The sequence below is a fragment of the Streptococcus sp. W151 genome (assembly GCF_053010205.1).
This window is the reverse complement of sequence record NZ_JBRKNT010000001.1, coordinates 282,638-309,013: the sequence shown is the minus strand read 5'-3', so window position 1 is coordinate 309,013 and position 26,376 is coordinate 282,638. Positions and strand designations below refer to the sequence as shown.

The window sequence follows — 26,376 nt, the reverse complement described above, 5'->3', positions numbered from 1 at the left end:
TCAGACCTATCCAAGGAAATATTCACACTATATCCATTCTTCACTTTCAAATAATCATCATTTTTACTGAATATTATAGCAAAATAATCCAAATAGTCAACATAAAAAGAGGTATGTTTTATTTGACAAATATATGTGATGTATATTACAATGATTTTGTCTTAAATATGACACATATTTAGTTTTTTGGAGGCTTATATGACAAAATGGATTTACTCCTTCGAAGAAGGGAGTGCGAAGGACAATGATCTCCTGGGTGGGAAAGGGGCTAATTTAGCGGAGATGAGCCATTTGGGACTACCCGTTCCTCCTGGATTTACCATCACTACTAAAAGTTGTATCCACTATCTTGATCATCCTGACTTCTTTGATTCCTCTTTAAAAGAGGAGATTTTGAAAGCGGTTGCCCAATTGGAAGAAAAAACGGGTAAGTCCTTTAGAGGAGAAGATCCTCACTTACTCTTAGTCTCTGTCCGGAGCGGAGCTAAATTTTCGATGCCTGGGATGATGGATACCATTCTCAATCTTGGTCTCAATGATCAACGGACTCAATTACTAGCCAAAGAAACCAATCTTGATTTCGCCTACAACTGCTATCGCCGTCTACTCCAAATGTTTGCTGATGTGGTCTATGGCATTGATAAGGGACTTTTTGATGAGCAACTAGCTACATTTGAACAAAAACAGAATAAAAAGGCCCATGATTTTGACCTGGCCCAGCAACAAGAATTGATCCAGCGCTATAAAGATCTCTACGCCAAACACAAGAAGCAATTTCCTGAGACCACTAATGAGCAACTCTATGCAGCTATCCAAGCAGTCTTTAAATCTTGGAATAACAATCGGGCTAGAATTTACCGGGAGCTTCATCAGATTCCTCATGATTTAGGAACAGCTGTCAATGTTCAAGCCATGGTCTTCGGAAATAGTGACGAAGCCAGCGGAACAGGGGTTTGCTTCACTAGAAATCCTGCAACTGGGGAGGCGGAACTTTTCGGTGAATTTTTGCTGAATGCTCAAGGGGAAGATGTCGTCGCTGGTATCCGTACGCCCGAGCCGATTGCAGCCTTAAAAGAGATCCAACCAGAAACCTATCAGGCTTTCAAAGACTATGCCAAGATCCTTGAAAACCACTATAAGGATATGCAGGATATTGAATTTACCATCGAGAAAGGCAAGCTCTACATCCTACAAACCCGAAATGGAAAACGAACAGCCAAGGCTTCCTTAAAGATTGCTTTAGATATGGTGGATCAAGGTCTGATTAGTAAGGAAGAGGCACTCCTCAGAGTTGCCCCTGCTTCCATCAGTCAACTAATACACCCAGTCTTTGAGGAAACTGCTTTAGAGAAAGCTCCTTTCTTAGCCCAAGGTCTACCAGCTAGCCCAGGTGCAGCTACTGGCCAAATCGTCTTTACTGCCGATCGAGCTAAAGAAATCCATCAAGAAGGGAAAAAAGTCATCCTTGTAAGACAAGAAACGTCTCCAGAAGATATTGAAGGGATGATTGTCAGCCAAGCCATTGTCACTAGCCAAGGGGGTATGACTTCTCACGCTGCTGTTGTAGCTCGTGGTATGGGAACTTGCTGTGTCGCTGGTTGTGGAGAGTTGACCATTAGCGAGGAGAACAAAACCCTTTCCTGTGGCAGTCTAGTCCTAAGGGAGGGAGATCTGATCTCCGTCGACGGCTATTCTGGCCGCATTTATCGTGGCGAACTTCCAACTGTCCTAGTAGAAAATAACCAAGACCTCCAGCGCTTGCTTGCTTGGGCAGATGAAGTCGCCATCCTTCAAGTTCGAGCCAATGCAGAAACAGTCAAAGACTTAACGACAGCAATGAACTTTGGGGCCAAAGGCGTCGGCCTAGCCCGTACGGAACACATGTTCTTTGAACAAGAACGGATTCTCGAAATGCGTCGCCTCATCTTAGCGGATTCCGAAGAAGAAACAAAAGAAGCCCTCAATAGGCTCCTAGACTTCCAGGAAAAAGATTTCTTCCAAATGTTCCAAACCGTCCAAGACAAACCAATGATTGTTCGCCTACTTGATCCACCCATGCATGAATTCCTACCTAGGGATTCCCAAGAAATTGCATTATTAGCAAGCAAACTAAAAAAATCTCCTGAAAAACTTGCCGACCGCATCGAAGGTCTGCAGGAAAGTAATCCGATGTTGGGACACCGGGGTTGCCGTCTCGGCATAACTAAGCCGGAAATCTACAAGATGCAGACAGAAGCTATTTTTAGAAGTGCTATCAAATTGCATCAGCAAGGTCAAACGATCAAGCCGGAAATCATGGTTCCTTTAATTGCTGATCAAAAAGAATTCGAATGCATCAAAGAGTATCTCGTTCAACATATTGAACATCTTTTCGAGCAGTATGGTCAGGAGCCATTTCCTTATGAAATTGGTACCATGATTGAACTACCCCGCGCCTGCCTAACTGCTGATAAACTGGCTCAAGAAGCCGATTTCTTCAGTTTTGGCACCAATGACTTAACCCAGATGACCTATGGCTTCTCTCGGGATGATATTGGAAAATTCATTGGCCACTACAAGGATAAGGATATTCTTTCTTTCGACCCTTTCCAAAAAATTGATAAGGATGGCGTCGGTGAATTAATGAAAATCGCCATCCGCAAAGCACATCAGGTAAAACCAAACCTCGCTATCGGTATCTGTGGCGAAGTTGGCGGAGATCCTTCTTCTATCTCCTTCTTCCAAAACATTCAAGTAACTTACGTTTCCTGCTCTCCTTACCGGGTTCCTGCTGCTAGACTAGCCGTTGCTCAAGCAGCAATTCAAGCCAAAAACTAATCTGTGCTTACTGAATATTTCTTGTAACCCTCTATATTTTAAAGGATCTAGCCTTCCCATTACAGACTAGATCCCTTTCTTTCTGTTGCGATCAAAAAGCCCCTCAACCTAAAAGACAGTTCTAGGTTCAGGGGTGATTGAAGTCTTATTATTTTTTATCTCCATCCTCTTATCAGTTGCTTTTAAATTTGAAGTCCTTAAAACTCATTTTAGCTTTCGACGAATCAGTCATGCTATTCAATTTTTCTTCTTGTTCTTTGGTGATTTTAACAGGAATAGCTGAAACCATATTCGGTTTTAAAACACCTGATTCGTTGATCTGATAGTCTACGGTAATATTTTCAAGAAGCGGTGCTCCATCATATTCCAAGTTCAGAACAAAAGAGGCGTCTCGATCAATGTTTGTAGTGGTCCGATTTACCATTAAGAATAAGGCAAAGCGATTTTCCTCATTTCCAAACGTATAACCTGGGAAAAAGACAAATATTTTACCGGCATCTCCGAGCGTCGGATGTTCCTTGATAAATTTCTCAGAGGCTTCCAAGACTTCGTTTTCCTGGTCTTTATACTTGTCGGCTCTAACAAATGTGAGAGGTTCTTTTTTACTACTAGTTGATTGGCTCGTCTTCTCTTCTTTTTTCGGGCCAGTAAAGGATACTTTAACACAGCCTGTCAACAGAAGCAAACTCGTCATTAATACGATAATTTTTTTCATTTTCTCTCCTTCTAGTTCTTTTTAAAAAGAGGCTGGAAAATCCCAGTCTCTATTATAATAGATCCTCAATCAGGTCATCGACCTCATCTTTTTCTGCTTTTGGTGTGATCTCTGTTACGATGATGCCTGCTACAGCTCGTTCGACCAAAGCTTCCACATCCATGCGTTGTTCATACTGCTCCGCATTCTTAAGTTTTGGATTGGTCTTTGGACGGTCAGGCGCAAAAATCGTACAACAATCTTCAAATGGTTGAATCGAGATTTCAAAGGTATCAATCGCTTGGGCGATGTCAATGATCTCCAACTTGTCCATGGTCACCACCGGACGAATGATCGGCGTATTGGTCACTGCATTAATAGCCTGCATACTCTCTAGAGTTTGACTAGCCACTTGTCCCAAGCTCTCGCCATTGATAATAACGAGACCACGTCTTTCCTCACGAATCCGGTCTGTAATGCGCATCATAAAACGTCGAGTCAGGGTCATGAGATAAGCTTCCGGCGCTTTTGCCTTAATTTCCTCTTGGATCTCTGTGAAGGGCACCTCGATAAATTGGATATTGCCCCCAAACTTGGTCAACTTGCGTGTTAGGTCTTGCGCTTTTTTCAGCGCACCAGGACTTGTATAAGGAGGACTCGCAAAGTGGACCGCTTCGATATCCACGCCACGCTTCAAGGCCAAGTAACCAGCTACTGGAGAGTCGATCCCACCAGACAGCATGAGCATGCCCTTGCCAGAGGTCCCGACAGGAAGACCGCCTGCTCCCTTGATGGTTTCATAAGAGATGTAGGCTGCTTCTTCTCGGATTTCGACTTGCAGATTGATATCTGGCTTTTTCATCTGTGCCTGAATGGTTGGGATCGCTTCAAAGACAGCGCCACCTAGAGTTTGATTGAGCTCGCGGCTATCGAGCTCAAAAGTGTGGTCACTCCGCTTACTTGAGATTTTAAAGGTCAGGCCTTCCTTGTAAATCTCCTTCATAATCTCTTGTACAGCAGCTTTCAAGGCTGGAACTGATTTTTCAATCTTGTAAACGGGTGAAAAATTTTGAATCCCAAAGACCTGCTTGAGCGATGCTGCCACTGGTTCATAATCTGTTCCGTGCAGATAAGCATGCGCCCGATCGCGGTCTGCGATCACCTTGACAGCTGGATAAATAGATAAAACATCTTGAATATTATTGCGCAATTTGTTGATAAAACGCATGCGGTTCTTCCCTTTAGTAGAAAGCTCTCCATAGCGAATCATAATTTCTGAATAGGTTAAGGTCATATTGATTTCCTTCTATAATTAACGTACTTTTCGTGTTTGCTCGTAAATCAGTTTGAACTTGGTCAAGAATTGCTCGACTTGGCTCATGTCATTTTCAAGATCGAGACTCAATCGGACTGCTGTCTGGGCCATACTCTTGTCCACTCCCATCGCAATCAAAGTACCTGCTGGTTTTCCAGCTTTGGAAGAGCAGGCACTGGTCGTCGAGATGTAGATGTCAAACTCTTCAAAGGCGTGGACGACTACTTCTCCTCGAACGCCCTTGATTCCAAAGGTCAAGATGTGAGGCGCAAAGTGATCCTCACCAGAAAAGACGGTGACATCTGAATAGTTAGCCAATTCTTGACGAATGACTTCTTTCATTTGCTGAGTCTTGCTGGCAAAAGCTTCTTGGTTTTCAATAGCCAAGCGTAGGGCTTTTGCTGTCGCTGCGATTCCCGCTACGTTTTCTGTCGTCGACCGCATTTCTTTTTCTTGGCCACCACCTGTTAAGAGGGGTGTGATCTTTTTGCCTTCTTTGATGTAGACAAAGCCGACTCCACGAAGGCCATGGAATTTATGACTAGAGAAGGTTGCAAAGTCCACGCGCTCTGGTAGATAGAGCTCTGTTGCCACCTTGGCCAAGGCTTGAACCGCATCGACATGGAAACTAATGGTTGGGCGATCCTCAAGGAGTGCCGCGATGTCATGAATGGGCTGGATGGAGCCAATCTCATTGTTGACGGCCATGATAGAGACCAAGGTCGTATCTGGACGGAGAAGACTAGCCAAGGCATCCACTTTGACAAAGCCACGCGCATCCACTGGAGCATAATCCACTTCGAATCCCTGCGTCTTTAACCAAGCAGCGGACTCCTTGATAGCGGGATGCTCGATGTCAGAGACAATGATATGCTTGCCATAAGGGGCTTTCTCAAAGGCGACACCCTTGAGAACCCAGTTGTCTCCTTCCGTCCCACCAGACGTGAAATAAATCTCCTCAGCTTTCTTACCAATTAACTCCGCAATCTGTTTTCTAGAAGCCTCTAAAATACGAGTAGCTTGACTACCTAGATTGTGCAAACTAGAAGGATTACCCCAGATCCGATTCGCTACTTCCGTATAGGTCGCAAGGGCTTCCGGATAGGGTTTGGTCGTTGCTGAATTATCAAAATAAATCATGTCTTGAACATCCATCACTTTCTTTTTACGTAACTTCTATTTTATCATTTCTAACCGCTTGGGACAAGGATTTGATCACTAGACCTGGTGCAAAATCACTCCCTAAAATTCAGTTCTTTTTAGACATTTTTCAGAAAATGACTTATAATAGGAAAGTGTTAAAAAAAAATTCATGATAGAAAGAGAACCAATATGTCACAATATTCAAGAAGTAACAAAAACCAAAAACCTGAGGAAAAAGTCGATACCAAACCATCTCGCGGTGAAAAGGTAAAACAAGGTCTATCACTATTTCAAACGGTTGTAGCTACAATTGCTAGTCTTTTAGGGATTATCGTCACTTCTATTACGATTATGAGTCTGCTTAATAAAGACAATCAAAAAACAGAAGATAAGCCATCTAGCAGCACCAGCGTCGTCGTGGTTCACGATAAGAGTTCTGACTCTACCGCGACTGACACCAACACAAATACCAACACGCAAACCGATTCAAGCAATACAGAGACAAGTTCTCAAAAAGAAACCAATAGCTCATCTGCTGCAGACACCAGTTCATCTGCTGCACAAGACCAAGGCTCCACCGCAACAGACAGTGGCGCAGATACAGCATCATCTGGATCCAACTAAAAAATCAGTAAGGGCAACCTTACTGATTTTTCTTAGCTTCTGATTTCCATTTTTTCTGATGTTTATAGAAAGCATCGATCTCATTGTCATACTCCCATTTGAGCTTTGAGCGCTCTTCCTGGATTTGATCCAATTGCTTATATGGAAAGTTCATGGGCCTATCACGATAAGTTGATTCAGCTAATGAACCATATAGATTGTCAAAACTGCTCAAATTCCAATTACTCAAATAATCTTCCCCCTATTCTAATGTCGGATCCTATATACATCTCATCTAGATTCAATGTATTGTCCTCATTAATTGGGATATCTACTCCCCAACTTGATTCTTCAATATTATTTATACGTCCATAAACACTCATATAATATTCAGGAGTTGTCAGTCCACCATCACCCCATTGTGTCTGATCCCAATCAATCTGAACGGATTCAACTTTTGAATTTTTTGCTTTGACTAAATCAATAACCTTCTGTTCGTGTTCTTTTAGATAGTCAAGTTGTTCTTTTTTTATCTCTTCTTCTGATTTTTTTACGACTTTCTTTGAAGAAGAGGCCGTTATCTTCTGCTCCGGCCTTTTGGTCAGGGTCATGATTTTTCCTCCAAAAAAAACGAGTCCTAGGATCGGTAACAGAATAATCAAAAATAGTTCCAGTCCTCTCTTCATCTCTTCTTCTCCAATCCTTCCTTTCATGACTGAATGGGCCAGTCACTTTCTTTACTATTATAGCATCTTTCATTTGAATCTCAATCTAACTCACTAGTTAGAGACTTTATGCAGTAATAAAAAAGGAACCCGGAGGTTCCTTTTGTGTTATTTTCGATACATCTTGACCTGAAGGTAAAGATCGTTATAGACTCCAAGCAATTTCTTGCCTAATTGTTGATAGACTTCCAAATGGTCCAGTGTTTCATCGCTTGGATAGAAGGCTTGGTCATTTTGGATTTCTTTTGGCAACATGGCTTTGGCTTTTTTATTTGGCGTTGAGTAGCCAACATAAAGAGCATTTTTCAAAGCATTTTTAGGACGAAGCATAAAGTTAATAAAGGCATATGCTGCTTCTTTATTTTTCACGGTTTTTGGAATGACAATGTTATCAAACCAAAGGTTGCTGGCTTCGGTTGGGACGACATAGCGAAGATCCTTATTGGCATCCAGCATTTGGCTAGCTTCTCCTGAGAAGGTAACCCCAATAGCTGCATTGTTTTGGATCATATAGCCTTTCATCTCATCGGCCACCAAAGCTTTGATATTTGGCGTCAAGGTGTAGAGTTTATCTACTGCCTCTTGCAATTTCTTGGGATCCTTTTCATTGAGGCTATAGCCCAAGGTATTGAGACCAATTCCCATCACCTCACGCGCCCCATCGTACATCATGATGTCATTTTTGTACTCTTCACGCCAGAGATCAGCCCAATGTTCCGGAGCTTCTTTGACCATCTTAGTATTGTAGACGATCCCCAAGGTGCCCCAGAAGTAAGGAACGGAATATTGGTTGCCCGGATCAAATGATTGGTTCAACAGTTTTGGATCAATATTTTCCATCCCTTTGATCTTGGATTGATCCAATTTTTCAACCAAATGCTCATCCATCATCTTGGCAATCATGTATTCACTCGGAATGGCAATATCGTAGGTCGTGCCCCCCTGCTTGATCTTGGTGTACATGGCTTCGTTGGAATCAAAGGTATCATATTGCACCTGAATTCCCGTCTCTTTGGTGAATTCCTGGAGCAATTCAGGATCAACATAATCTCCCCAGTTATAGATGACTAGCTTGTCACTATTCTTGGTATTCATGCTGGCTTCGATCTGGTGGCTAATTCCCCAGAGGATCAAGATCACCATGACAATCCCTGTTAGGAATGAATAGAGTTTTTTCATGCTGCTTCCTCCTTTTCACGGGTGATAAAGTAATAACCGATGACCAAGAGCACACTAAAGAGAAAGACAAGGGCTGACAAGGCATTGATGCTGAGGGAAATTCCCTGACGAGCACGTGAGTAGATCTCTACAGACAAGGTTGTAAAACCATTTCCGGTTACAAAGAAGGTCACGGCAAAGTCATCAAGAGAATAGGTAAAGGCCATAAAGTAGCCCGCAATAATGGCTGGTGTCAGATACGGCAACATGATCTCTTTGAGCATTTGCACTTGAGTAGCTCCTAAGTCATAGGCAGCATTAACCATATCCCGGTTCATTTCCTTAAGGCGCGGCAAGACCATCAAGACCACAATGGGAATCGAGAAGGCCACGTGACTAGCTAGAACTGATAAGAAACCTAGCTGGTACTTCACCGTCGTAAAGAGAATCAAGAAGCTGGCCCCGATCATAACGTCTGGCGCTACCATAAGAATGTTGTTGATGGAAAGCAATGGTCCTTCTAACTTCTTCTTAGATTGATAAATATAAATGGCTCCAAAGGTTCCGATCACCGTCGCAATCAAGGCTGACAAGAAGGCCAACAGGAAGGTCTCTGACAAGATCAGCATCAGGCGACTATCTGCGAACAACTCGTTGAAATGTTCAAGTGTGAAGCCTGTAAAGGCATTCATATCTCCCCCTTTATTGAAAGCATAAAAGATCAAATAGAAGATAGGAAGATAGAGAATCAGAAAGACGAAACCTAGATAGAAATGAGATACTTTTTTCATCGTTCTCTCCTTTCTCTCGTTGCCCACATGGTCAAGAGCATGGCAAGGATCAGAACAACTCCGATGGTAGAACCCATTCCCCAGTTTTGTGTTGTCAGGAAGTGCTGTTCAATCGCAGTCCCTAAGGTAATGACGCGGTTTCCACCGATCATCCGTGTCAACATGAAGAGACTCAGACTAGGAATAAAGACAGACTGCACACCTGAACGGACTCCATTCATGGACAAGGGGAAGACCACACGACGGAAGGTATCCCAACGATTGGCTCCCAAATCATAGCTGGCATTGATCAAGTTTGGATCTAAGTCATCTAAGACATTAAAGATCGGCAAGATCATGAAAGGCAACTCGATGTAGCTAGCTACAAAGATAAAGGAGAAATCGGTAAAGAGGATCTGCTGGGGAGCGACTCCGAGAAAGCTTAAAAAGCTATTAATAGAGCCGTCTTGACCAAAGATTCCGATAAAGGCATAGGCCTTAAGCAAGAGATTGACCCAGGTTGGCAAGACGATCAACATCAACCACAACTGCCGGTGTTTGAGCAGCGTCAAAAAGTAAGCAGTCGGGTAGGAGATCAAGAGCGTCACCAAGGTGACGATTCCGGCATAAAGGACCGAATTAAAGCTCATCTTTAAATAGGTCAGATTTTGCGAAGTAAAGAACTCTTTGTAGTTTTCAAGTGAAAACTGCCCTTCAACGTTGAAAAATGATTGAAAGATAATCATGACTACAGGAGCCAAGACAAAGAGAAAAATCCACAAGAAATAGGGGAGGATAAATAGATTAGAGGTTGTTTTCTTCATCTCTCTCCTCCTCAATGGCATTAATCAAACCAGCTTCTTGCTCTTCCACTTCAACGTACTCTTCAATCCGCGCATCGAATTCTTCTTCGGTTTCATTGAGACGCATGACGTGGATGTCTTCTGGTTCAAAGTCTAGCCCGATGACTTCTCCCACGATGGCCTTACGAGTAGAGTGAATCATCCACTCATTTCCCAAATCATCATAGGCAATGATCTCATAATGCACCCCACGGAAGAGCTGGGTGTCCACCTTTACTTGGAGCTTGCCTTCTTCAGGAAGAGTGATGCGCAAGTCTTCTGGACGAATGACGACTTCAACTGGTTCATTTGGACGCATCCCCCCGTCGACCGCTTCAAAGCGTTTGCCATTGAACTCAACCAAGTAGTCCTCGATCATGCGACCATCTAGGATGTTGGATTCCCCGATAAAAGTCGCTACAAAGTGGTTGATCGGTTCATCATAGATATCAACTGGTGTACCAGATTGGACGATCTCTCCTTCATTCATGACAAAGATCCAGTCACTCATGGCAAGGGCTTCTTCTTGGTCGTGAGTGACAAAGACAAAGGTAATCCCCAAGCGTTGTTGCAATTCTCGCAACTCATACTGCATGTCTGTCCGAAGTTTCAAGTCAAGTGCAGACAAAGGCTCATCTAAAAGGACCACTCGTGGTTCATTGATAATAGCCCGTGCAATAGCTACCCGCTGGCGTTGACCACCCGATAATTTTTGGATCGAGCGTTTTTCAAATCCTGCTAACTGGACCATTTTCAATACTTCTGAAACTCGACGTTCGATCTCAGCCTTGTCCAGCTTTTTCAAACGAAGGGGGAAAGCCACATTTTCAAAGACCGTCATATGCGGAAACAGGGCATAGGACTGAAAGACGGTGTGGACATCCCGCTTGTTGGTAGGGACATCATTGATCCGTTCCCCATCAAGGTAGACATCTCCAGAGCTAGCATCCAAAAGACCGGCAATAATATTCAGGATAGTTGATTTTCCTGATCCAGATGCACCGAGCAGGGTATAGAACTTCCCTTCTTCCAATTCAAAATTGATATCCTTTAGGACAACGGTTCCGCTATCTTCAAAGACCTTTGTAACATTTTTAAACTCAATAATTGGTTTTTTCAATTCACATAAATTCCTTCTTTACTACGATTACCAAACTGCTTTTCAAACGAAAACGCAGCGGCTGACAGGAAGTCCTGTCAGACCACCAATACCTCTCGGGGACTTATTAGACTGCCCCACCTATTTACGGTATCGATAGGCACTCACCCCCTTTCCGACTGATGCCATCGATGTTTACACTATCAACTGTTCTTCAATACTAACGTTCTTAGGCTTGGCCGATAATGCGAACTTCTGGTTCTAAACGGACGCCTGAGTGAGCTTCTACTGCCTCAATGACATGGGCGATCAGATCTTCGTAGTCCTTAGCTGTTCCATTGTCGACATTGACCATAAAGCCAGCATGCTTTTCAGAAACTTCCACACCACCAATTCGATAGCCTTTCAGACCTGCTTCGCTAATTAATTGACCTGCAAAATGACCGACAGGACGCTTAAAGACAGATCCACAAGAAGGGTATTCAAGGGGTTGTTTCAACTGACGAAGATGGGTCAACCGATCCATCTCCTGTTTGATTTGCTCGTGATTGCCTGGTGACAAAGCAAATTTGGCAGAGATGACGACAGCACCTGTCTCTTGAATCTTAGAATGACGGTAACCGAAAGCTAGTTCACTCGCTGACAGAGTTTCGATTTCCCCGTCTTTGGTCAAGACCTTACAGGACACCAGAACATGAGCAATCTCTCCTCCATAGGCTCCCGCATTCATAAAGACAGCACCACCAACACTGCCTGGAATGCCACTAGCAAACTCGAAGCCTTTCAAACTATGGTACAAGGCCACATGGGTGGTGTCGATGAGTTTAGCCCCTGCTTCTGCTTCGACCACATAACCATCCACACTGATATCTCGCAAGCGATCAAACATAATGACAAATCCCGGTATGCCCCCATCTCGGACAATAATATTAGAAGAATTCCCCAGGACCATCCATGGAATATTCTCCTGGTTCGCAAAGCGTACAATTCGTTTTAATTCGTATTGGTTGCGAGGAAAGGCCAGAAATTCAGCATTTCCCCCAACCTTTGTATAGGTATAATATTTTAATGGTTCTTGAAAACGGATATCAATCCCTTCAAGAATTTGATTCATTTCTTCAATCATCTTTCTGTCTGTTCTCTCTCTATATAAAATACAAACTATTATACCAAATTTTTGACTATTTTTCGACCCTAAAAAACAAAAGAAGGCCCATAGTATTCAGGCCTTCCTTTTACCATTTATTATGCAATTTTACGTGCGATGGTACGATTCTTTTGTCCATCCAGAGCTGATTTGACTGAAATCCAAGCACCACCAAGAGTAAAGACAGCTAGCAAGCCTAGATTCAAATAAAAGTTATCTGGGACGTCCCCTTGGAATGTCGCTTCATTGAGAAGCGACCAGGTCATACCAAATGGCAAATCCAGTTCACTCATAAGCGCCAAAGTATAATCTAATTGGTTGACCAAAAAGACGGTCAAGACCATCAAAATTGCTGAAACTACCACACCTTTTTTAGTCAATTTTTTACCAAGAATCTCATAACCTTTGATGGTACAAAAACCGAGGGCCGCACCTGCCAAAACAGACACATAGCCGAGACGTGCTACTAAGAGGGCAACTGCTCCACCGATGATCACACCGATCACGGCCCCTACAATCCCTAAGAGGAAGTTTTCTTCCCGCGCTTCATAAGCCTCCACCGTGTCTTGCATTTCTGCTTCGTAGGCTCTAAAGGTTGCATCATCGATTAAAAAGATCGCATCACCGATTTGATAGAGGCCGATCGGTTCTTCCTCACCCGTCTCCGCATTCACTTGCACAAATTGGTGGTTGAGTAAGAAATCAACAATATCTTGGATAGCTGTCCATAAGGTTTCGACAGCCTTCCCTTTGGTCATCCCACCTTTGACGACGATCGAGGTCAAGTAACCATCAAAAGAGATGGCATTAATGGCTTTTGATTGTTCTTTTAATTCATTCCAAAGAATCTCACCGTCTTCGATTAAGTCTCCTTCGGAACCTTGTTTCACACTAAGTGAAATGGTAAATACATTCTTGGTTTGAGCTCCTTCAATGACTAACAAGAAGCCTTCACGCTCCCCGTACATCACACGAGCTTCGCCATCAAATTTCAGACCAAGATCGGTAGCAATACTATATAAATATTCTGGTTTCATGTTTCCCCCTAGATTTTCGGGAAAGCTTGAGCTTATCCCCATACAGTTCCCATTCTACCATAGGAGAAGCAAAAAGGACATATACAAAAGTATACATCCTTTTTTCAATTGTGTTACATTCAGTCTTATTTCTCAACACGAACGCCAAATGTGTCGATTTTAAGTTGGAAAATCTGACCATCTAGCCTGAGGTTTTCGAGAGCTGCGACAAAGGCTGCGGCATGCTCCGGTGCCAAAAGGTTCATGATTGTTGGGCCTGCTCCTGAAAGATAGGTGGCATAAGCATCGTGTTGATGCGCAACTTCTTTTACCTGAGGGAACTCTTTGACCAAGGATTGACGGTAGCGCTCGTGGAAATGATCTGACTCAATGGAGCGACCAGCCGTCAGCAAATCTCCCTTGAGGAGAGCTGCGATGGCCACATTGGCTACACTACTAGCTGCAACAGCTTCCTTATAAGACCATTCTTTCGGTAGGACATTGCGACTATCGCTGGTCTTCAATTGGTAGCTCGGTACAAAGGCCACCAGATCACAGCTTGGGAAGTCAGCCGTAACATATTGGACATCCTCACCAATATAGCTCGCAATGACCATATTCCCAAAGATAGCTGGAGCTACATTATCCGGATGCCCTTCGATCTCGGTCGCGATGCGTAATTTCTCAGCATCTGATAGCTGGAGATTGGCTAATTGATTGGCCAATTCAATCCCTGCTACAATGACAGAACTAGAAGAACCAAGACCACGCGCCAAAGGCACTTCACTGGTCATCTTGATATGATGTGGTTGAATAGCTGGGGCAATCGACAGGGCTGTTGAGAGCAAGAGGTTTTTCTCGTCTGTCGGAATCCCTGCTCCTAAATCATGCTCAATCAACCAAGCATCTGCTGGTTCAAGCACTTTAATGGTCAAATAACGAGTAACGGCAATCCCAACAGAATCAAATCCGGGCCCTACATTGGCACTGGTTGCTGGAACAATAATCTTCATGCTTATTCTCCCAAGACCTTAAAGGTATTCAAGAGTTCGAAATTCGGCTCTGAATCCAGTTTTTCAACCAAGTTCTTGAATTGTGTCTGATTGACTTGGTGGGTAATGATAACCACACTTGCATAGTGACCATCAGAGTCTTCTTGGAGGATTTGTTTGAAGGAAGCTCCTTCTGCATTAAAGATCTCCGCGAGACGCAAGATTTGACCAGTCGCATCTGGTGCCTTGATTGAGAAGTAATAATTGTTCTTCACATCTTCAGGCTTAGCCAATTGAAGAGGACGACTGTATTCATTGAAGGCTTTGCCGATCGTTCCTTCTTTTAGACGACGGACAATGCGAACGAGGTCGGCAACGACACTTGTCGCAGTTGGTTTTTGACCAGCACCAGGTCCATAGTACATAGACTCACCAATCCCGATGGATTCCACATAGACCGCATTCATGACGTCGTTCACACCAGCAAGTGGGTGTTGTTTTGGAAGGAAGGTTGGTGTCACCTCTGCTGCAATCCCTGATTCGGTTTCAACGATCGAGCCGACCAGTTTGATCACATAACCAAGGCTTTGAGCGACAGAGACATCTTGAGGAGTGATCTGGCTGATTCCTTTGTGACCTACTTGGTCAAATTGGATGTTCATCCCAAAGGCAAATTGACTCAAGATCACCATCTTGTAGGCTGCATCGATCCCTTCGACGTCATTGGTTGGGTCACTTTCAGCGTAACCAAGGCGTTGCGCTTCTGCTAAAGCATCCTCATAAGTCCAGCCTTCTTCGACCATTTTGGTCATCATGAAGTTAGAAGTACCATTGACCACACCAAGAACCTTGGTCACCTTGTCGGAAGCTAAAGAATTCACCAAGGTCCGAAGGATGGGGATCCCACCCGCTACGGCAGCTTCATAATAAAGGGCCACTTGGTGTTTTTTAGCAATCTCTAGCAGCTCACTTCCATGAACAGCAAGAAGGTCTTTGTTGGCAGAGACCACATGCTTACCTGCTTCCAGAGCACGGGTGATAAAGGTCTTGGCTGGCTCTATCCGGCCCATCAATTCAACCACGATGGCAATCTCTTTGTCTTCAATAATCTCATCGACATTGGTCACAAAGTTGTAGTCATGACCAGCCGCTTGCAAGCTTTCCTTCTCCGCATCATCGCGAACCAAGACCTTGGCGATCTCGATTTCATCTTGAGCTGCCTGGGTGATTTTTTCATGGTTTTCTTTTAATAAAAATGGTACGCCACTAGCAACAGTACCAAATCCTAGTAAGGCAATTTTAACAGACATCCTATGAGTCTCCTTGAATTTTCTATAATAGCTCCATTATAACAAAAACTTGGGCTTTTGACAGCCAATTGCCTTAAAAAGTCTGAATTTTCATGACAGGACCAGTTTGTAGCAAGTTCTGGAAAAAAACATAGAATTTGTGGTACAATATAGAAAATAATGAAAGCGGTGACACCATGAGTAAACGAAGAGTACCTAAAAAAATCAAAGCCCTACTTGGAATTAACGCCTTCCTACTGGTCTGTATCTTTATTTGTAGCTTTCTTCTGATCAAACGGATCACTCAGCCGAGTGACGGAAATACAAGTAGCACTGCTGTGACACGTTCTCTCGAGGAGGATAGCTCCTCTATCGAGTGGACCCGAGTGAAAAAGCCGGTCAAACTGCCCATCCTCATGTACCACTCTGTGCACAATATGGCTGAGTCCGAAGCTGCCAATGCCAATCTAATTGTCGATCCAGAAACCTTTGAGAGCCAACTAAAGGCCCTGAAAAAAGCGGGTTACTACACATTGACACCAGAGGAAGCCTATCGCATCCTCGCTAAGAACGAAGTGCCCAAAGGAAAGAAATATGTCTGGTTGACCTTTGATGATGGCGTCGAGGATTTCTATACCATCGTCTATCCGCTTCTTAAGAAATACAAGATGACGGCCACCAACAATATCATCACAGACTTTACCCAAAAGGAAAAAGAAAATGTCCTGACCTTTGACCAAATCAAAGAGATGAAACATGCTGGCTTGACCTTTGAAAGCCATACGGTCAATCATCCAGACCTAGCCAATTCCAGCCTTGAGACCCAAAAGAATGAGCTAGTCGCTTCTAAACGCCTGCTGGATAAGGTGCTGGATCAAAATACCAGCGTTATCGTCTACCCATCTGGTCGCTACAGCCAGGTCACGATCGACCAAGCCAAGAAAGCTGACTACAAACTAGGCCTCACCACTAAAAATGGACTCGCCAGCTCCGCTGATGGCCTCTATTCCCTCAAACGAGTTCGGATCCTTCCAACCACTACAGGAGAGGATCTCCTAGCCATGATCCAAGAATAAAGAAAGACCCCTGTCTGAGATCATTTCAGACAGGGGTTCTTGTTAGAGTTCCTTCTCTAGTTCATTTAGAAAGGTGATTAAAAATTGGTGGCGACTTTCTGCCATTTGTTTAGCAGTCTCCGTGTTCATTTCATCTTTTAAGAGGAGCAACTTGTCATGGAAATGTTGGACGGTATCAGTAAGGGGTCTCCCTTTGTGGCCACCATAGGAAAAAGTTCGCGCAATTCCTACAGCTCCTATCGCATCCAGGCGGTCTGCATCCTGGACAATCTTGCCTTCTAAGGTTTCTGGATGTTTACCGCGATTTTTGCTGAAAGAAACAGCATTGATTACCTTACAAATCTGGTCGATTTGGTTTTTAGGAATATCAACCTCTTTTAGAAACATGCGAGCATTCGCATTATTCTCTGTTTGAAACAATTTATCATCATCAGCATCGTGAAGAAGAGCTGACAAGCCCACTATCTCCAGATCACATGGACCTTCTGCTTGCGCGATTCTCATAGCATTGATATAGACGCGAAGGGTATGCCCCACATCATGGCCATCCGCTCGATCAGCAAATAAGGTTTTAACATACTGCTTAGCAGCAAGAATTCGTTCTTCGATCATCGTTCTTTTCCTTTGAATAATCTGTGTACAGTTCTATCTATTCATTTGAGCTAGTTATGGAGAGGGGGAAGTTTACTAAAAACCACCTCTCGGTGGTTCTTACTTCTTCTTTTGTGGAAAGAGGGGAAGGCCAAGGGTCGCGATCTTCTCAGCGGGTATCTTCATGCCATCCTTGATCCATTTGGAGATCACAGAGACGATGGCGGAGCTCCAGAAAGAATTGAGGTAGCTGGCAGCACCATTTGATGAGCTGCCATTTCGTTTTTCTAAAAAGTCATAGACTGCCTTGGTCAAGAGCCGTTCAAAATTGTAATCAATGGCCAGGCTGATAATCTTGGCCTCTTTCTTGACTTCCTTAAAAAGATAGACCCAGACTTGGTAGAGATCTGTCTTGAGGTTGTAGCCATCTAAAGACTTGGTAATCTTTGCGATACTAGATTGAAAGATAGACTCTAGAATCTCTTCTTTTGATCCATAATTGCGGTAAAAGGCCGCGCGAGAGACCCCAGCACGCTGAACCAGCTCAGAGATGGTGATCTTTTTCAGATCTTTTTTCTCCAATAGTTGCAGGAGAGAGATTTCGATGGATTCTCGTGTAATCGCATTGTTTTCTTGGTTAAATCGTTTGAGATTTTCCAAGGATTTCTCGGATATTTTTCTTTCTGCCATAACATTTACTTTCTATCTGTCTCACCTGATGATATCTGCTTGGATAGCACTGTACTTCATGATATAATTGTAAAAGAAGACAAACTACTTGTCAATGTACATTTTTATACAATTATGAGGTATGAACTGATGAAATGGAAAATTATTGCGGATTCAGGATGTGACTACCGCTCTTTGGACAACCTTGCACCAGATACAGAGTTTGTCAGTGTCCCACTGACCATCCAAGTGGGGGATACCATCTATACAGATAATGCCCAACTCAATATCGATCAGATGATGGAGGAGATGTACGCGACTGCGACTGCATCTAAGTCTGCCTGTCCAAGTCCGGATGATTATATGAAGTCTTTTGAAGGGGCGGATAATATCTTCGTTGTTACCATCACAGGTACCCTTTCTGGTAGTTACAATAGTGCTGAGGTGGCCAAGAAAATTTATCTGGAAGAGCATCCGAATACCAATATTCACGTCATTAATAGCTTGTCAGCTGGGGGCGAGGTGGACCTGATCGTTCGCAAGCTCAACCAGTTGGTTGCTGAAGATCTGGATTTTGATCAAGTGGTCGAAGTCATCACAAAATACCAAGAAAAAACCAAGTTGCTCTTTGTTTTGGCCAAGGTGGATAATCTGGTCAAAAATGGGCGTCTCAGCAAATTGATCGGAACGGTTGTCGGGCTCCTCAATATCCGTATGGTTGGGGAAGCTAGTAAGACAGGTACCCTCGAGTTGCTTCAAAAAGCACGGGGCAAAAAGAAAGCGATCAAGGCTGCTTTTGATGAATTAATCAAGGCAGGCTATAATGGCGGACATATTACCATTGCCCACCGCAACAATGAAAAATTTATCGAGCAATTCTCTGAATTGGTTCGTGAGAAATTTGCCCGTGCAAACATCGAAGTCCTTCCTACTTCTGGACTTTGTAGTTTCTACGCCGAAGAAGGCGGGCTCCTCATGGGGTATGAGATTTAAGTTACCACTAAAAAGAGGCTAGGACAAAAGTCCTAGCCTCTCAATTGTTTTTGGATTGTCGAGCAAGACGCAGTGGTTGAGTGGGCTCTACTACGCTAATTTCATCAACTTTACAGCCCTACTCAACTGTGCGGAGGTGGGACGACGAAATCGAATTCTAACGAATGACCGATTTCTTTCCCACTCTCTCTTTTTATTCTCCGATCTCTTGGTAGAGAGTGCGGATTTTTTTGCGGTAGATGGCAGAGCTGATTCCTGCTCCGATTAGCAGGATGACGCTATAAAGGATCACAGCCAGCAGGGTGCTGACGGAATGATAGGTCCAAATGAAGCTAACAATGATCAAGAGAAACATCACAAAGATAAAGACAATCAAGAGGATAGACTGAAGAGCTGCATTTCCACGATGACGAGTCATCAACTCTGTGATATTGGTCCAATTGGTACTAAAATTTTGAAAATCTTTGACATAGTCTCGAATGCAGATCGGAATGGTGGTTACAAACCAGATCAGCAACATGGCAAGGATGGCCAAGGGATGCACGCCAAAATAGAGACAAACACCAACCAGAAGAAGGACAGGAAGGATGGATTGCACCAAATAGAGCAACCAAAACTTCATAAAGAGATAGCGCTTAAAATCAATAGGGAGCGATCTCAAGTACTCAAAGTTTTCACGCTCCAGCGAAATACCGATACTGGTCAAGCCTCCAAAACTATTGAACACACCGATCAAGATGGCAACAAGGGTCAGTGGCACCAGATACTGGGGTGTCAAGTAAGGACTGAGGCCTCCTATATTCTTCGATGCTCCTGCTGCTCCACTGAGGAGAAAAATATATGGCAGAATGCTCATCATCAAGAGAACTTGCACCATAAGGGTTCCATCGCTCAAGAGTCTGCGATGATACTGAATGACAAATCGTCTAAAGGAGTCTTTTTGGCCAACCTTGATGCCTCTCACGCGCTCTTTGACGGTTTGGTTGGTCGCAACTGCAAGAGCTGCATCATAGAATTGTGGGATCACGATTTTGCGAACTAAGCCGATCAATACCAAAAGCACCGCTATCCAGCCCAGAAGGCCGAGGATCGCTCCTCCATCAAAAGGATGGAGGATGAACTGATGAAAGGCCGTAAAAGGTGGAAATAGAATGGGAATATCTGCGCCCCCCGTCACTTCTACCCGATGGGTCTGGACTAGATTGAGATAGAGATAAGCTCCTAGACTCAGAAGAGAACCAATTCCGACCATGATGTTGGAGACCAGGGTCGTGTGTTTTTTGAAAAAGAGGGTCTTAGTGATCAGATGGGATAGGATGATCGTCGCTAAAAATAGAACGCCTAAGAGAATTAAGGCACAAAAGAGGCCTAGCAGGATCCCTAACGGATTGAAGCTGCCTGCTTGGACAGGCAGGATCAGAAAATAGCTGACCAAGGGAAGGATAGCCATGAGAAGGGTCAGGATGACCGAGATACTCTTTCCAGCAATGACTTCCGCATCTGAGAAGGCATAGGGCCGGTAAAACTGCAGGTCCTTGCTTTCATAAAAGACATTGTAAAAGCTCATAAAGCCTTGAGAAATGGTCATCAAGGAAAAGAGGGCGACCATATTGACAAAGAAGGCTGGTTGGTTTACAAAATCATAAATGCTAAAGAGCAAGCCAAATATGACGAAATAGACCAATCCTAAAAAGAGGTAGTTGAGCACCGATTTGCGGGCAACATTGAGTTTGACGTCCGGTTTTTTGGCCTGTTTGGCACGTAATTTTGCGATCTGGGCTGGCTGGCTTGCATAGATGATATTGACATTGACCAGCTGTTGGATGATCTTAAGACGCATGATCGCCACCTTCTTCCTTCCGCCCCGCTAGACTGAGATAGATACTTTCCAGGCTTTGTTCTGGATGTTGTCCCTTCAATTCCTCGATCGTCCCATAGAAAATGAGATTTCCCTTTTTCAGAATAGCAATTTTATCACAGAGTTGTTCGGCCACTTCTAAGACGTGAGTAGAGAAAATAACGGTCTTTCCGCGATCCGCATGTTGGCGCATCATTTGTTTTAAATCGTAAGAAGCCTGCGGGTCCAACCCGGTCATCGGTTCGTCCAAGACCCAGATATCTGGATCGGATAAGAGCGCTGCAATGACGAAGACCTTCTGACGCATCCCATGTGAAAAGGATTCAATCACTTCATAGCGGTGACTCTGAAAATCAAAGATCGTAAGAAGCTCTTCCAAGCGTTGATCACAGTCCTTCTGACTCATATCATAAGAGGTCGCAACCAACTCCCAGAATTCATTGGCTGTGAGACGCAAGAAAAGATCCGGCGAATCCGCCACGTAACCGATCTTCTTTTTGATCGCAAGCCGATGGCTATAGAGGTCCTGCCCGTCCACTTCAATCGTCCCAGTGCTTGGGGTGATGACACTGACCAGGCTCTTAATCGTCGTTGACTTTCCGGCTCCATTATGTCCAATCAGTCCGACAATTTGCCCATCTTCGATGGTCAGATCCAAGTGGTTGAGGGCAATGTGCCCATCGTAATCTTTGGTAACTCCGTGGAATGTAATCATACTAACTCCCTTTACGATCCTCACAGGGATCGTTTTTCTTATTCTGTTGATAAGCGATCATCGAAATGGTAGAGCAATTCTAGCAGATAGGTTGGAATGGTATCCAAAAAGTCTTCTTTATAGACCCGCTCTCCTCGCTTATGCAATTCTTTGCCCCAGGGCCCGAGATTGATCGCTGGAACCTGAATTCGAGCAATTTTATCCAGATCCAGATCATAAATTTGCGCCGGAGTGGCGAGGCTATCTAGGACGACTTGATAAGAGGCTACATCCTTTTCCAAGGCACAATAGCTGGTGTCATTAATCCCCATAAAGTATTCCTCGACTTTCAAGCTATAGCCTCTTTGGTCCAGATACTGGCAGTAATCTGCGATCAGGGACTCGATCTTGATTTCTGTATTGCCCAAAAAGCGGCAATTCATGGAAGGATAATAGGGGGGCGCAAAACCAATGACCACCATGGGATCCTTATCTCCAAGAAACTCTAGGAGTCGCTGGATTTGCTGGATCGCAAGGATCTGGTAGCTGGTTCCATTACGAAAATCGTGTTCGGACTTTTTGTTGGAAGCTTCCCTAAAGGCTTGGTAGCCCTCTATACCTTGGCAACGTTCCTCTAGTTCTTGATAGGTGATGACTTTTGGCCTTGCAATCATATGGTCTTGTCCAGCCTGATCCTGCAAGTGTTCATACTTCTTGTAAAAGTCATCCAAGGCCTCCTGACTAAGCTCATAAATCCGCTGTAGGAGCTCTTGGGGTGTTTTCTTCAAATGAAGAACACTAAAATAGCCAGCCGCATAGAGCACGGTCGATACATCGTACTGCTCCTTCAAATCTCTGAGATAGGACCAAGAAGGAAGGGGAGACGTTTCCCCAAGCGCCTGATCTGCCAGATCGGGATGAAGATCTAGCTGGCTTGCGATGGCCACTAAGAGCGACAAGGCATTGATCCCTTTAAGGGGCTCCTTCATATGGGATAAGACACCTTGCGCCACAACGACTGGCATGAGTTTACCCACTGTGCCAATGTGAAGGACTTTTTCTTTTTCTAGATCCGATTCAAAGGGCTCCGAATCTACTGCTAATACATAATCCAGATCAAACTTTTCCTGCAAATCTATCAGGAGCCCCAAAGCTCCCCGCATCCCACGTGAATAGGATTCCTCGTCTCCAACAGAGAGATAAAGAAGATTGACCTGACCTCCTGAGGGATCCGCTGCATAAGCTTCTAGAACCCCTAATTGAAGGGCCAAGGCTGCTTTCATATCGCAAGATCCTCTGCCAAATTTCCAATCCCCAGAAGCTAAATCAGCCTGCATAACTGGTCGCATATCCAGTGTTTTCAAGGCTGCTGCTACTTTATCAGAATCGAGCGCGATCTCTGCCAAATTTCCATAGTCTTCAAGATCGACTGTATCATGGTGGTGAAACAGGATAAGAGTTTTTTTCTTGCCTTTATCAAGCAAGGCCCAGTTGACCGACCGATGCATGTGATCCTGTGGCACCTGATAGCGCCCAAAGTGGTCCGGATGTTCCTTAAAATAGGGGATCTGGGCAATCCGTTGATCCAGATAGGCTTCGATTCCTTGCTCTGTCTCCGTGTTGGTGAAGCTTGGAATCGCCAAGGCTTGGGTAAAAATCGCTTCGATGCTCTCTCTATTGGTGGTTTTCACTTTCTCTCCATCCTTCTTTTCTATTATTCATCTTTGTGAGCTTTGCCAAGTGACAAAAGGCTGGTGAGCATGAGTCCTAGGAATCCAAAGAGAGTCCAAGGACTTGTTGCTTGACCTGTTTTGGGAAGGCTTGGTTGGCTTGTCACTTCTATCTTGTCATTATCAGCTCTTTGAGCCAATTCTTGTGCAGTTTCTTCTTTTTGTTCCTTACGGAAGTCCATCAGATCCCGACCATGGCTTGGGTTTTGAGGAATTTCAGAAGCAGCTGGATTGTTTGGCGTCATTGGATCACTTGGAACAATTGGTTTTTCTGCTTGATCTACTGGACTTGGATTTTGTTCAGGATCTACTTTTGGATGGATGGTTGCAATTGGTAAGATCCGATCTGCCAAAGTGGCATACTCTGTATCTTTTTCACTCGGTTGATAACGGAACAAGAGAGAGCGACTATCTTCTACGATTGGAATCGTTGCAGAAATAGAATCTGTCTTGAAGGTCACTTCATAAGGATCTGCAAAATAGATGTAATCTGGATCGTAGGTGTGCAAACTCAAAACCAGTCGATGACCTTTTTTCACCGTATAAAGATTTGGTTGCAGATACATGGTGTAATCATGATATTCATTTTCTTTCAGATTGATAGAATGACTAGAACTTGCTGAGTCATAGCGAGATGCTGGATTGGCCAAATTCATCCACCCACGCGCAATCACCACACTCTTAACCTTGTGGGTCTTGTAGCGTTTGAGAGGCAGAGTTTCAAGGTTGCTACCATTCCAGTAGCCTGTCTCATCGATCGTTTCCTTTTCTAGTGTGCGTGTACTATAACCGTCTTTGTCATAGGTGATTTCTTCTTTGACCACATCAAAGTCTTCGTCTGCGACATCCATCAGGGTCGCACTGACATGGGCATGGTTTTTGTCTCCTTTTACAAAAGCAGCGCTAAAATGAACAGGGATATGACCTTTGATGGTTACATCTTGATCCACCGGTGCTGCATAGGAAGCGGCTACTTCTGAAGAATGGAAGGCTGCATCTTGGTTGCGTGTGGTCCAGTTATTTCCGGTACCATAGTAATCACCAGTTACTGTCACATCCTCCCGTTTGGAGTAAATTCGAGCGGAGATGGCATTATTTGTATCCCATTTATCAAATCGACGCCACTTGCTTGGATCCAGATTGTCCTGAGCCGTTACTTGTGGAAGATTTTCAATCCCATTTTCAATCCCATAGAGGTAATGACTATACCAGAGATTCATTAGGTCATTAAAGGCTTGGCCTGCGACTTCTGTCCCTGACCAACGAGTAGATGGATAGATGTGATTGCCTTGGTGGAGCAAGACCTTGGGATCAATCCCTGCCTTCTTATAGGCTTCCAGCATAAGTTCGAAATGTTTAGGCTTGACGTTATCATCATTGAGCCCTTGGATAATGAGAGGGGCCGCCTTTAAGTTACTTGCATTTAAGGTGTAGTCGCGTTTGGCATATTCTTCGTTGTAATTATGACCATCCTTGTGCTGGAGTTCATTGAGCTTGGTGATATAGGCTGCATAGTAATCCTTGACCTTGTCCCAATCCTCCTTATCAAGGATTCGACCTGAGGTATAGACAGAAAGCCAAGAAAGATCATTAGAAGCTCCGGTATCAAGAGGAGATCCTTGGCTATTGAAATGATCATACCAACTAGCAATCCCTGCAGCTGGCACAATGGTCTTGAGGCCTTCTACTCCAGTAGACGCTACACCAAATGTCGTCGTACCTGCCCAAGACAAGCCTGTCATGGCGACATTGCCGTTGGACCAGTCTGCCTTGACTTCGTGGTTGCTAGTCTTATCAGAGTAAGCTTTTCGTTTGCCGTTAAGCCACTCCACGATATTCTTGTAAGCTGCCACTTCAAGGTCAGAGCCGGTCGTATTGATTCCATCTGATCCTTTTGAGCCCAAACCACTGCTGGTCACTACTGCATAACCACGAACCAAGAAATAATTGTACCAGTTGAGATTTTCATAGTCATAGTGTGTATAGTCATCCGAGCTTTCACGAGGATTGACATAGTACCATTCTTTTGGATCGGTCGCTTTGGCTACTTCTTCTGTCGTAACCGTTTTACTGGCTTGGCGTTTGGCAGGTGTTTCATAGAGCTTGGCCATCTCGAAGTTTCCACCTTCTTTCAGGCCAATCCCTTCTAAAGTCCGCTCTTCGGTCGTCCCTGTTACATAAGGGCTAGCTTCAAAGATACTCGCAGCCTTATAGTCCCCATTGACAGCAGCTTTTGGCACCTGTACAAAGGTCTTTACTAAATCAGGTTTGCCGTCCCCATCGGTATCATAGTCAGTTTCAACATAGACAATATAGCGGACGATGTCACTCTTGTCATAGGAATAATGCTCAATATCATCCCCAGGTGAAAATGGGAAGATGGGCTGTGCTCGTCCATTCAAAAAGAGAGGGGTCTTTCTGTCTGCGCGGTAAGCGGCACGGAGCTGTTTGGCTACATCAACCATCGAAGTGAGATCCGTAACTGGAGCAGAACCCTCCACTCCTTCCTTGACCATTCCAAGGCTCTTAGCAAAAGCCAAACGGTCTTTATCGGTAGACCCGACTTGATTTTCCTTGGTCGAAGCCCAGTTCAATAGTTGATTGACTGCCTCCGTCACCGTAACTTCTTTTTCACGATCCTGGTCGGTTACAGTCGCACCAGTAATTTCAGCCAAGTCTCTTTGGGTTACTTTTGGAGTCTCGCTCACCTCTTGACTGCGAACGGTAATTGTAGCAGATTCAGGGCTTGGCAGATTGGATAGGGTTGGCGCAACAGTTGGAGTCTCCACTTCTGCTGGACTTACAGCAGGTTCTTCATGTCGCTCAGGTGTCGGGGTAGTTGTTAGAGTGGTTGGTTGGGTAGAGACGAGCGCCTCTTCTACTTTTTCAGGTTGTACGTTTTCTTTGTTGTCTCCTTGTGTTGAGCTCACTGTTTCAGTAGCTTCAGGAACTGTCGTTGGAGGGGCCACCGTTTCCTCAGAAGTTGTGCTGCTTACTTGGTCTGCTTGCACGTGCTGGGCGAGTACAGCAGGACTAATCAGTAAACCTGTGACGAGTAGAGAAACAAAAGTTGTTTTTTTCATAAAATGGTCTCCTTTCACCATTTTCAAAGTCAGTCCTAGCGGAACCTGACTCTATGATGTTTTATTATCACT

The 26,376-nt window shown here is 44.2% G+C and carries 23 protein-coding genes; 4 read left to right on the top strand and 19 right to left on the bottom strand.

What is annotated here, in order from left to right:
- Positions 1-198 precede the first annotated feature (198 nt).
- Entirely contained in the window at positions 199-2,817 is a 2,619-nt protein-coding gene (ppdK, locus tag ACVC7Q_RS01400; RefSeq protein WP_447264548.1) for a pyruvate, phosphate dikinase, read from the top strand.
- A 172-nt stretch (positions 2,818-2,989) separates the two neighbouring features.
- Here ppdK and ACVC7Q_RS01395 read toward each other — a convergent pair whose 3' ends face one another.
- The 3 genes from ACVC7Q_RS01395 to ACVC7Q_RS01385 are packed head-to-tail and all read right to left on the bottom strand — an operon-like array spanning position 2,990 to position 5,966.
- Positions 2,990-3,532 (bottom strand): hypothetical protein, encoded by a 543-nt coding sequence (locus ACVC7Q_RS01395; protein WP_447264547.1) that lies wholly within the window; start codon positions 3,530-3,532, stop codon positions 2,990-2,992.
- A gap of 52 nt (positions 3,533-3,584) precedes the next feature.
- Entirely contained in the window at positions 3,585-4,805 is a 1,221-nt protein-coding gene (gene thiI, locus ACVC7Q_RS01390) for a tRNA uracil 4-sulfurtransferase ThiI (RefSeq protein WP_447264546.1), read from the bottom strand.
- Between the two features lie 18 nt (positions 4,806-4,823).
- Positions 4,824-5,966, bottom strand: a complete 1,143-nt coding sequence (locus ACVC7Q_RS01385; protein ID WP_447264545.1) for a cysteine desulfurase family protein — start codon at positions 5,964-5,966, stop codon at positions 4,824-4,826.
- Between the two features lie 192 nt (positions 5,967-6,158).
- Between ACVC7Q_RS01385 and ACVC7Q_RS01380 the strand changes: the two genes are divergently transcribed.
- Positions 6,159-6,593: a DUF6556 family protein gene (locus tag ACVC7Q_RS01380; RefSeq protein ID WP_447264544.1), complete on the top strand. Its 435-nt coding sequence runs from the start codon at positions 6,159-6,161 to the stop codon at positions 6,591-6,593.
- A gap of 19 nt (positions 6,594-6,612) precedes the next feature.
- On the opposite strand, the gene ACVC7Q_RS01375 is transcribed toward ACVC7Q_RS01380, so the two are convergent.
- The 10 genes from ACVC7Q_RS01375 to ACVC7Q_RS01330 all read right to left on the bottom strand — a co-directional run bounded on the left by ACVC7Q_RS01375 (position 6,613) and on the right by ACVC7Q_RS01330 (position 15,631).
- Positions 6,613-6,822, bottom strand: coding sequence for a hypothetical protein (locus ACVC7Q_RS01375; protein WP_447264543.1), 210 nt, complete (start codon positions 6,820-6,822; stop codon positions 6,613-6,615).
- A complete protein-coding gene (locus tag ACVC7Q_RS01370) occupies positions 6,815-7,285 on the bottom strand; it encodes a hypothetical protein (RefSeq protein WP_447264542.1) in 471 nt (156 codons plus the stop codon). The genes ACVC7Q_RS01375 and ACVC7Q_RS01370 overlap by 8 nt, the downstream gene beginning before the upstream one ends.
- Before the next feature lie 120 nt (positions 7,286-7,405).
- Positions 7,406-8,476, bottom strand: a complete 1,071-nt coding sequence (locus ACVC7Q_RS01365) for an ABC transporter substrate-binding protein (RefSeq protein ID WP_447264541.1) — start codon at positions 8,474-8,476, stop codon at positions 7,406-7,408.
- On the bottom strand, positions 8,473-9,246 hold the full coding sequence (locus tag ACVC7Q_RS01360; RefSeq protein WP_003002847.1) for an ABC transporter permease: 774 nt from the start codon (positions 9,244-9,246) through the stop codon (positions 8,473-8,475). The genes ACVC7Q_RS01365 and ACVC7Q_RS01360 overlap by 4 nt, the downstream gene beginning before the upstream one ends.
- Positions 9,243-10,049 carry an ABC transporter permease gene (locus tag ACVC7Q_RS01355; RefSeq protein ID WP_223346177.1) on the bottom strand — a complete coding sequence of 269 codons (807 nt, stop codon included), beginning with the start codon at positions 10,047-10,049 and terminating at the stop codon, positions 9,243-9,245. Before ACVC7Q_RS01355 ends, ACVC7Q_RS01360 begins: the two co-directional genes overlap by 4 nt.
- Positions 10,030-11,187, bottom strand: coding sequence for an ABC transporter ATP-binding protein (locus tag ACVC7Q_RS01350; protein WP_070665290.1), 1,158 nt, complete (start codon positions 11,185-11,187; stop codon positions 10,030-10,032). Before ACVC7Q_RS01350 ends, ACVC7Q_RS01355 begins: the two co-directional genes overlap by 20 nt.
- Before the next feature lie 208 nt (positions 11,188-11,395).
- Positions 11,396-12,292 carry a UDP-N-acetylmuramate dehydrogenase gene (murB, locus tag ACVC7Q_RS01345; protein WP_447264540.1) on the bottom strand — a complete coding sequence of 299 codons (897 nt, stop codon included), beginning with the start codon at positions 12,290-12,292 and terminating at the stop codon, positions 11,396-11,398.
- A gap of 119 nt (positions 12,293-12,411) precedes the next feature.
- Entirely contained in the window at positions 12,412-13,392 is a 981-nt protein-coding gene (locus ACVC7Q_RS01340) for a hypothetical protein (protein ID WP_447264539.1), read from the bottom strand.
- An 83-nt stretch (positions 13,393-13,475) separates the two neighbouring features.
- Positions 13,476-14,342 carry a homoserine kinase gene (gene thrB, locus ACVC7Q_RS01335; RefSeq protein ID WP_447264538.1) on the bottom strand — a complete coding sequence of 289 codons (867 nt, stop codon included), beginning with the start codon at positions 14,340-14,342 and terminating at the stop codon, positions 13,476-13,478.
- A 2-nt stretch (positions 14,343-14,344) separates the two neighbouring features.
- Positions 14,345-15,631 carry a homoserine dehydrogenase gene (locus ACVC7Q_RS01330; RefSeq protein ID WP_447264537.1) on the bottom strand — a complete coding sequence of 429 codons (1,287 nt, stop codon included), beginning with the start codon at positions 15,629-15,631 and terminating at the stop codon, positions 14,345-14,347.
- 176 nt (positions 15,632-15,807) lie between these two features.
- Between ACVC7Q_RS01330 and ACVC7Q_RS01325 the strand changes: the two genes are divergently transcribed.
- A complete protein-coding gene (locus ACVC7Q_RS01325; protein WP_447264536.1) occupies positions 15,808-16,686 on the top strand; it encodes a polysaccharide deacetylase family protein in 879 nt (292 codons plus the stop codon).
- A gap of 42 nt (positions 16,687-16,728) precedes the next feature.
- On the opposite strand, the gene ACVC7Q_RS01320 is transcribed toward ACVC7Q_RS01325, so the two are convergent.
- Together ACVC7Q_RS01320 and ACVC7Q_RS01315 are read right to left on the bottom strand one after the other, a co-directional pair.
- Complete coding sequence (locus ACVC7Q_RS01320; protein WP_447264535.1) at positions 16,729-17,298, bottom strand: HD domain-containing protein; 570 nt, start codon at positions 17,296-17,298, stop codon at positions 16,729-16,731.
- A gap of 99 nt (positions 17,299-17,397) precedes the next feature.
- The gene (locus tag ACVC7Q_RS01315; RefSeq protein WP_342977621.1) at positions 17,398-17,967 is read right to left on the bottom strand and encodes a TetR/AcrR family transcriptional regulator; all 570 of its coding nucleotides are present in this window, start codon (positions 17,965-17,967) and stop codon (positions 17,398-17,400) included.
- A 129-nt stretch (positions 17,968-18,096) separates the two neighbouring features.
- Here ACVC7Q_RS01315 and ACVC7Q_RS01310 point away from each other — a divergent pair, with 129 nt between their 5' ends.
- Entirely contained in the window at positions 18,097-18,939 is an 843-nt protein-coding gene (locus ACVC7Q_RS01310) for a DegV family protein (protein WP_447264534.1), read from the top strand.
- 193 nt (positions 18,940-19,132) lie between these two features.
- Here ACVC7Q_RS01310 and ACVC7Q_RS01305 read toward each other — a convergent pair whose 3' ends face one another.
- From ACVC7Q_RS01305 to ACVC7Q_RS01290, 4 genes are read right to left on the bottom strand one after another with little or no spacing between them, the layout of a single operon-like run.
- Positions 19,133-20,779: a hypothetical protein gene (locus ACVC7Q_RS01305; RefSeq protein ID WP_447264533.1), complete on the bottom strand. Its 1,647-nt coding sequence runs from the start codon at positions 20,777-20,779 to the stop codon at positions 19,133-19,135.
- Positions 20,769-21,512, bottom strand: a complete 744-nt coding sequence (locus ACVC7Q_RS01300; protein WP_049516337.1) for an ABC transporter ATP-binding protein — start codon at positions 21,510-21,512, stop codon at positions 20,769-20,771. The genes ACVC7Q_RS01305 and ACVC7Q_RS01300 overlap by 11 nt, the downstream gene beginning before the upstream one ends.
- 38 nt (positions 21,513-21,550) lie before the next feature.
- Positions 21,551-23,182 carry a M20/M25/M40 family metallo-hydrolase gene (locus tag ACVC7Q_RS01295; protein WP_447264532.1) on the bottom strand — a complete coding sequence of 544 codons (1,632 nt, stop codon included), beginning with the start codon at positions 23,180-23,182 and terminating at the stop codon, positions 21,551-21,553.
- 23 nt (positions 23,183-23,205) lie between these two features.
- A complete protein-coding gene (locus ACVC7Q_RS01290) occupies positions 23,206-26,304 on the bottom strand; it encodes a CocE/NonD family hydrolase (RefSeq protein WP_447264531.1) in 3,099 nt (1,032 codons plus the stop codon).
- Positions 26,305-26,376 lie beyond the last annotated feature (72 nt).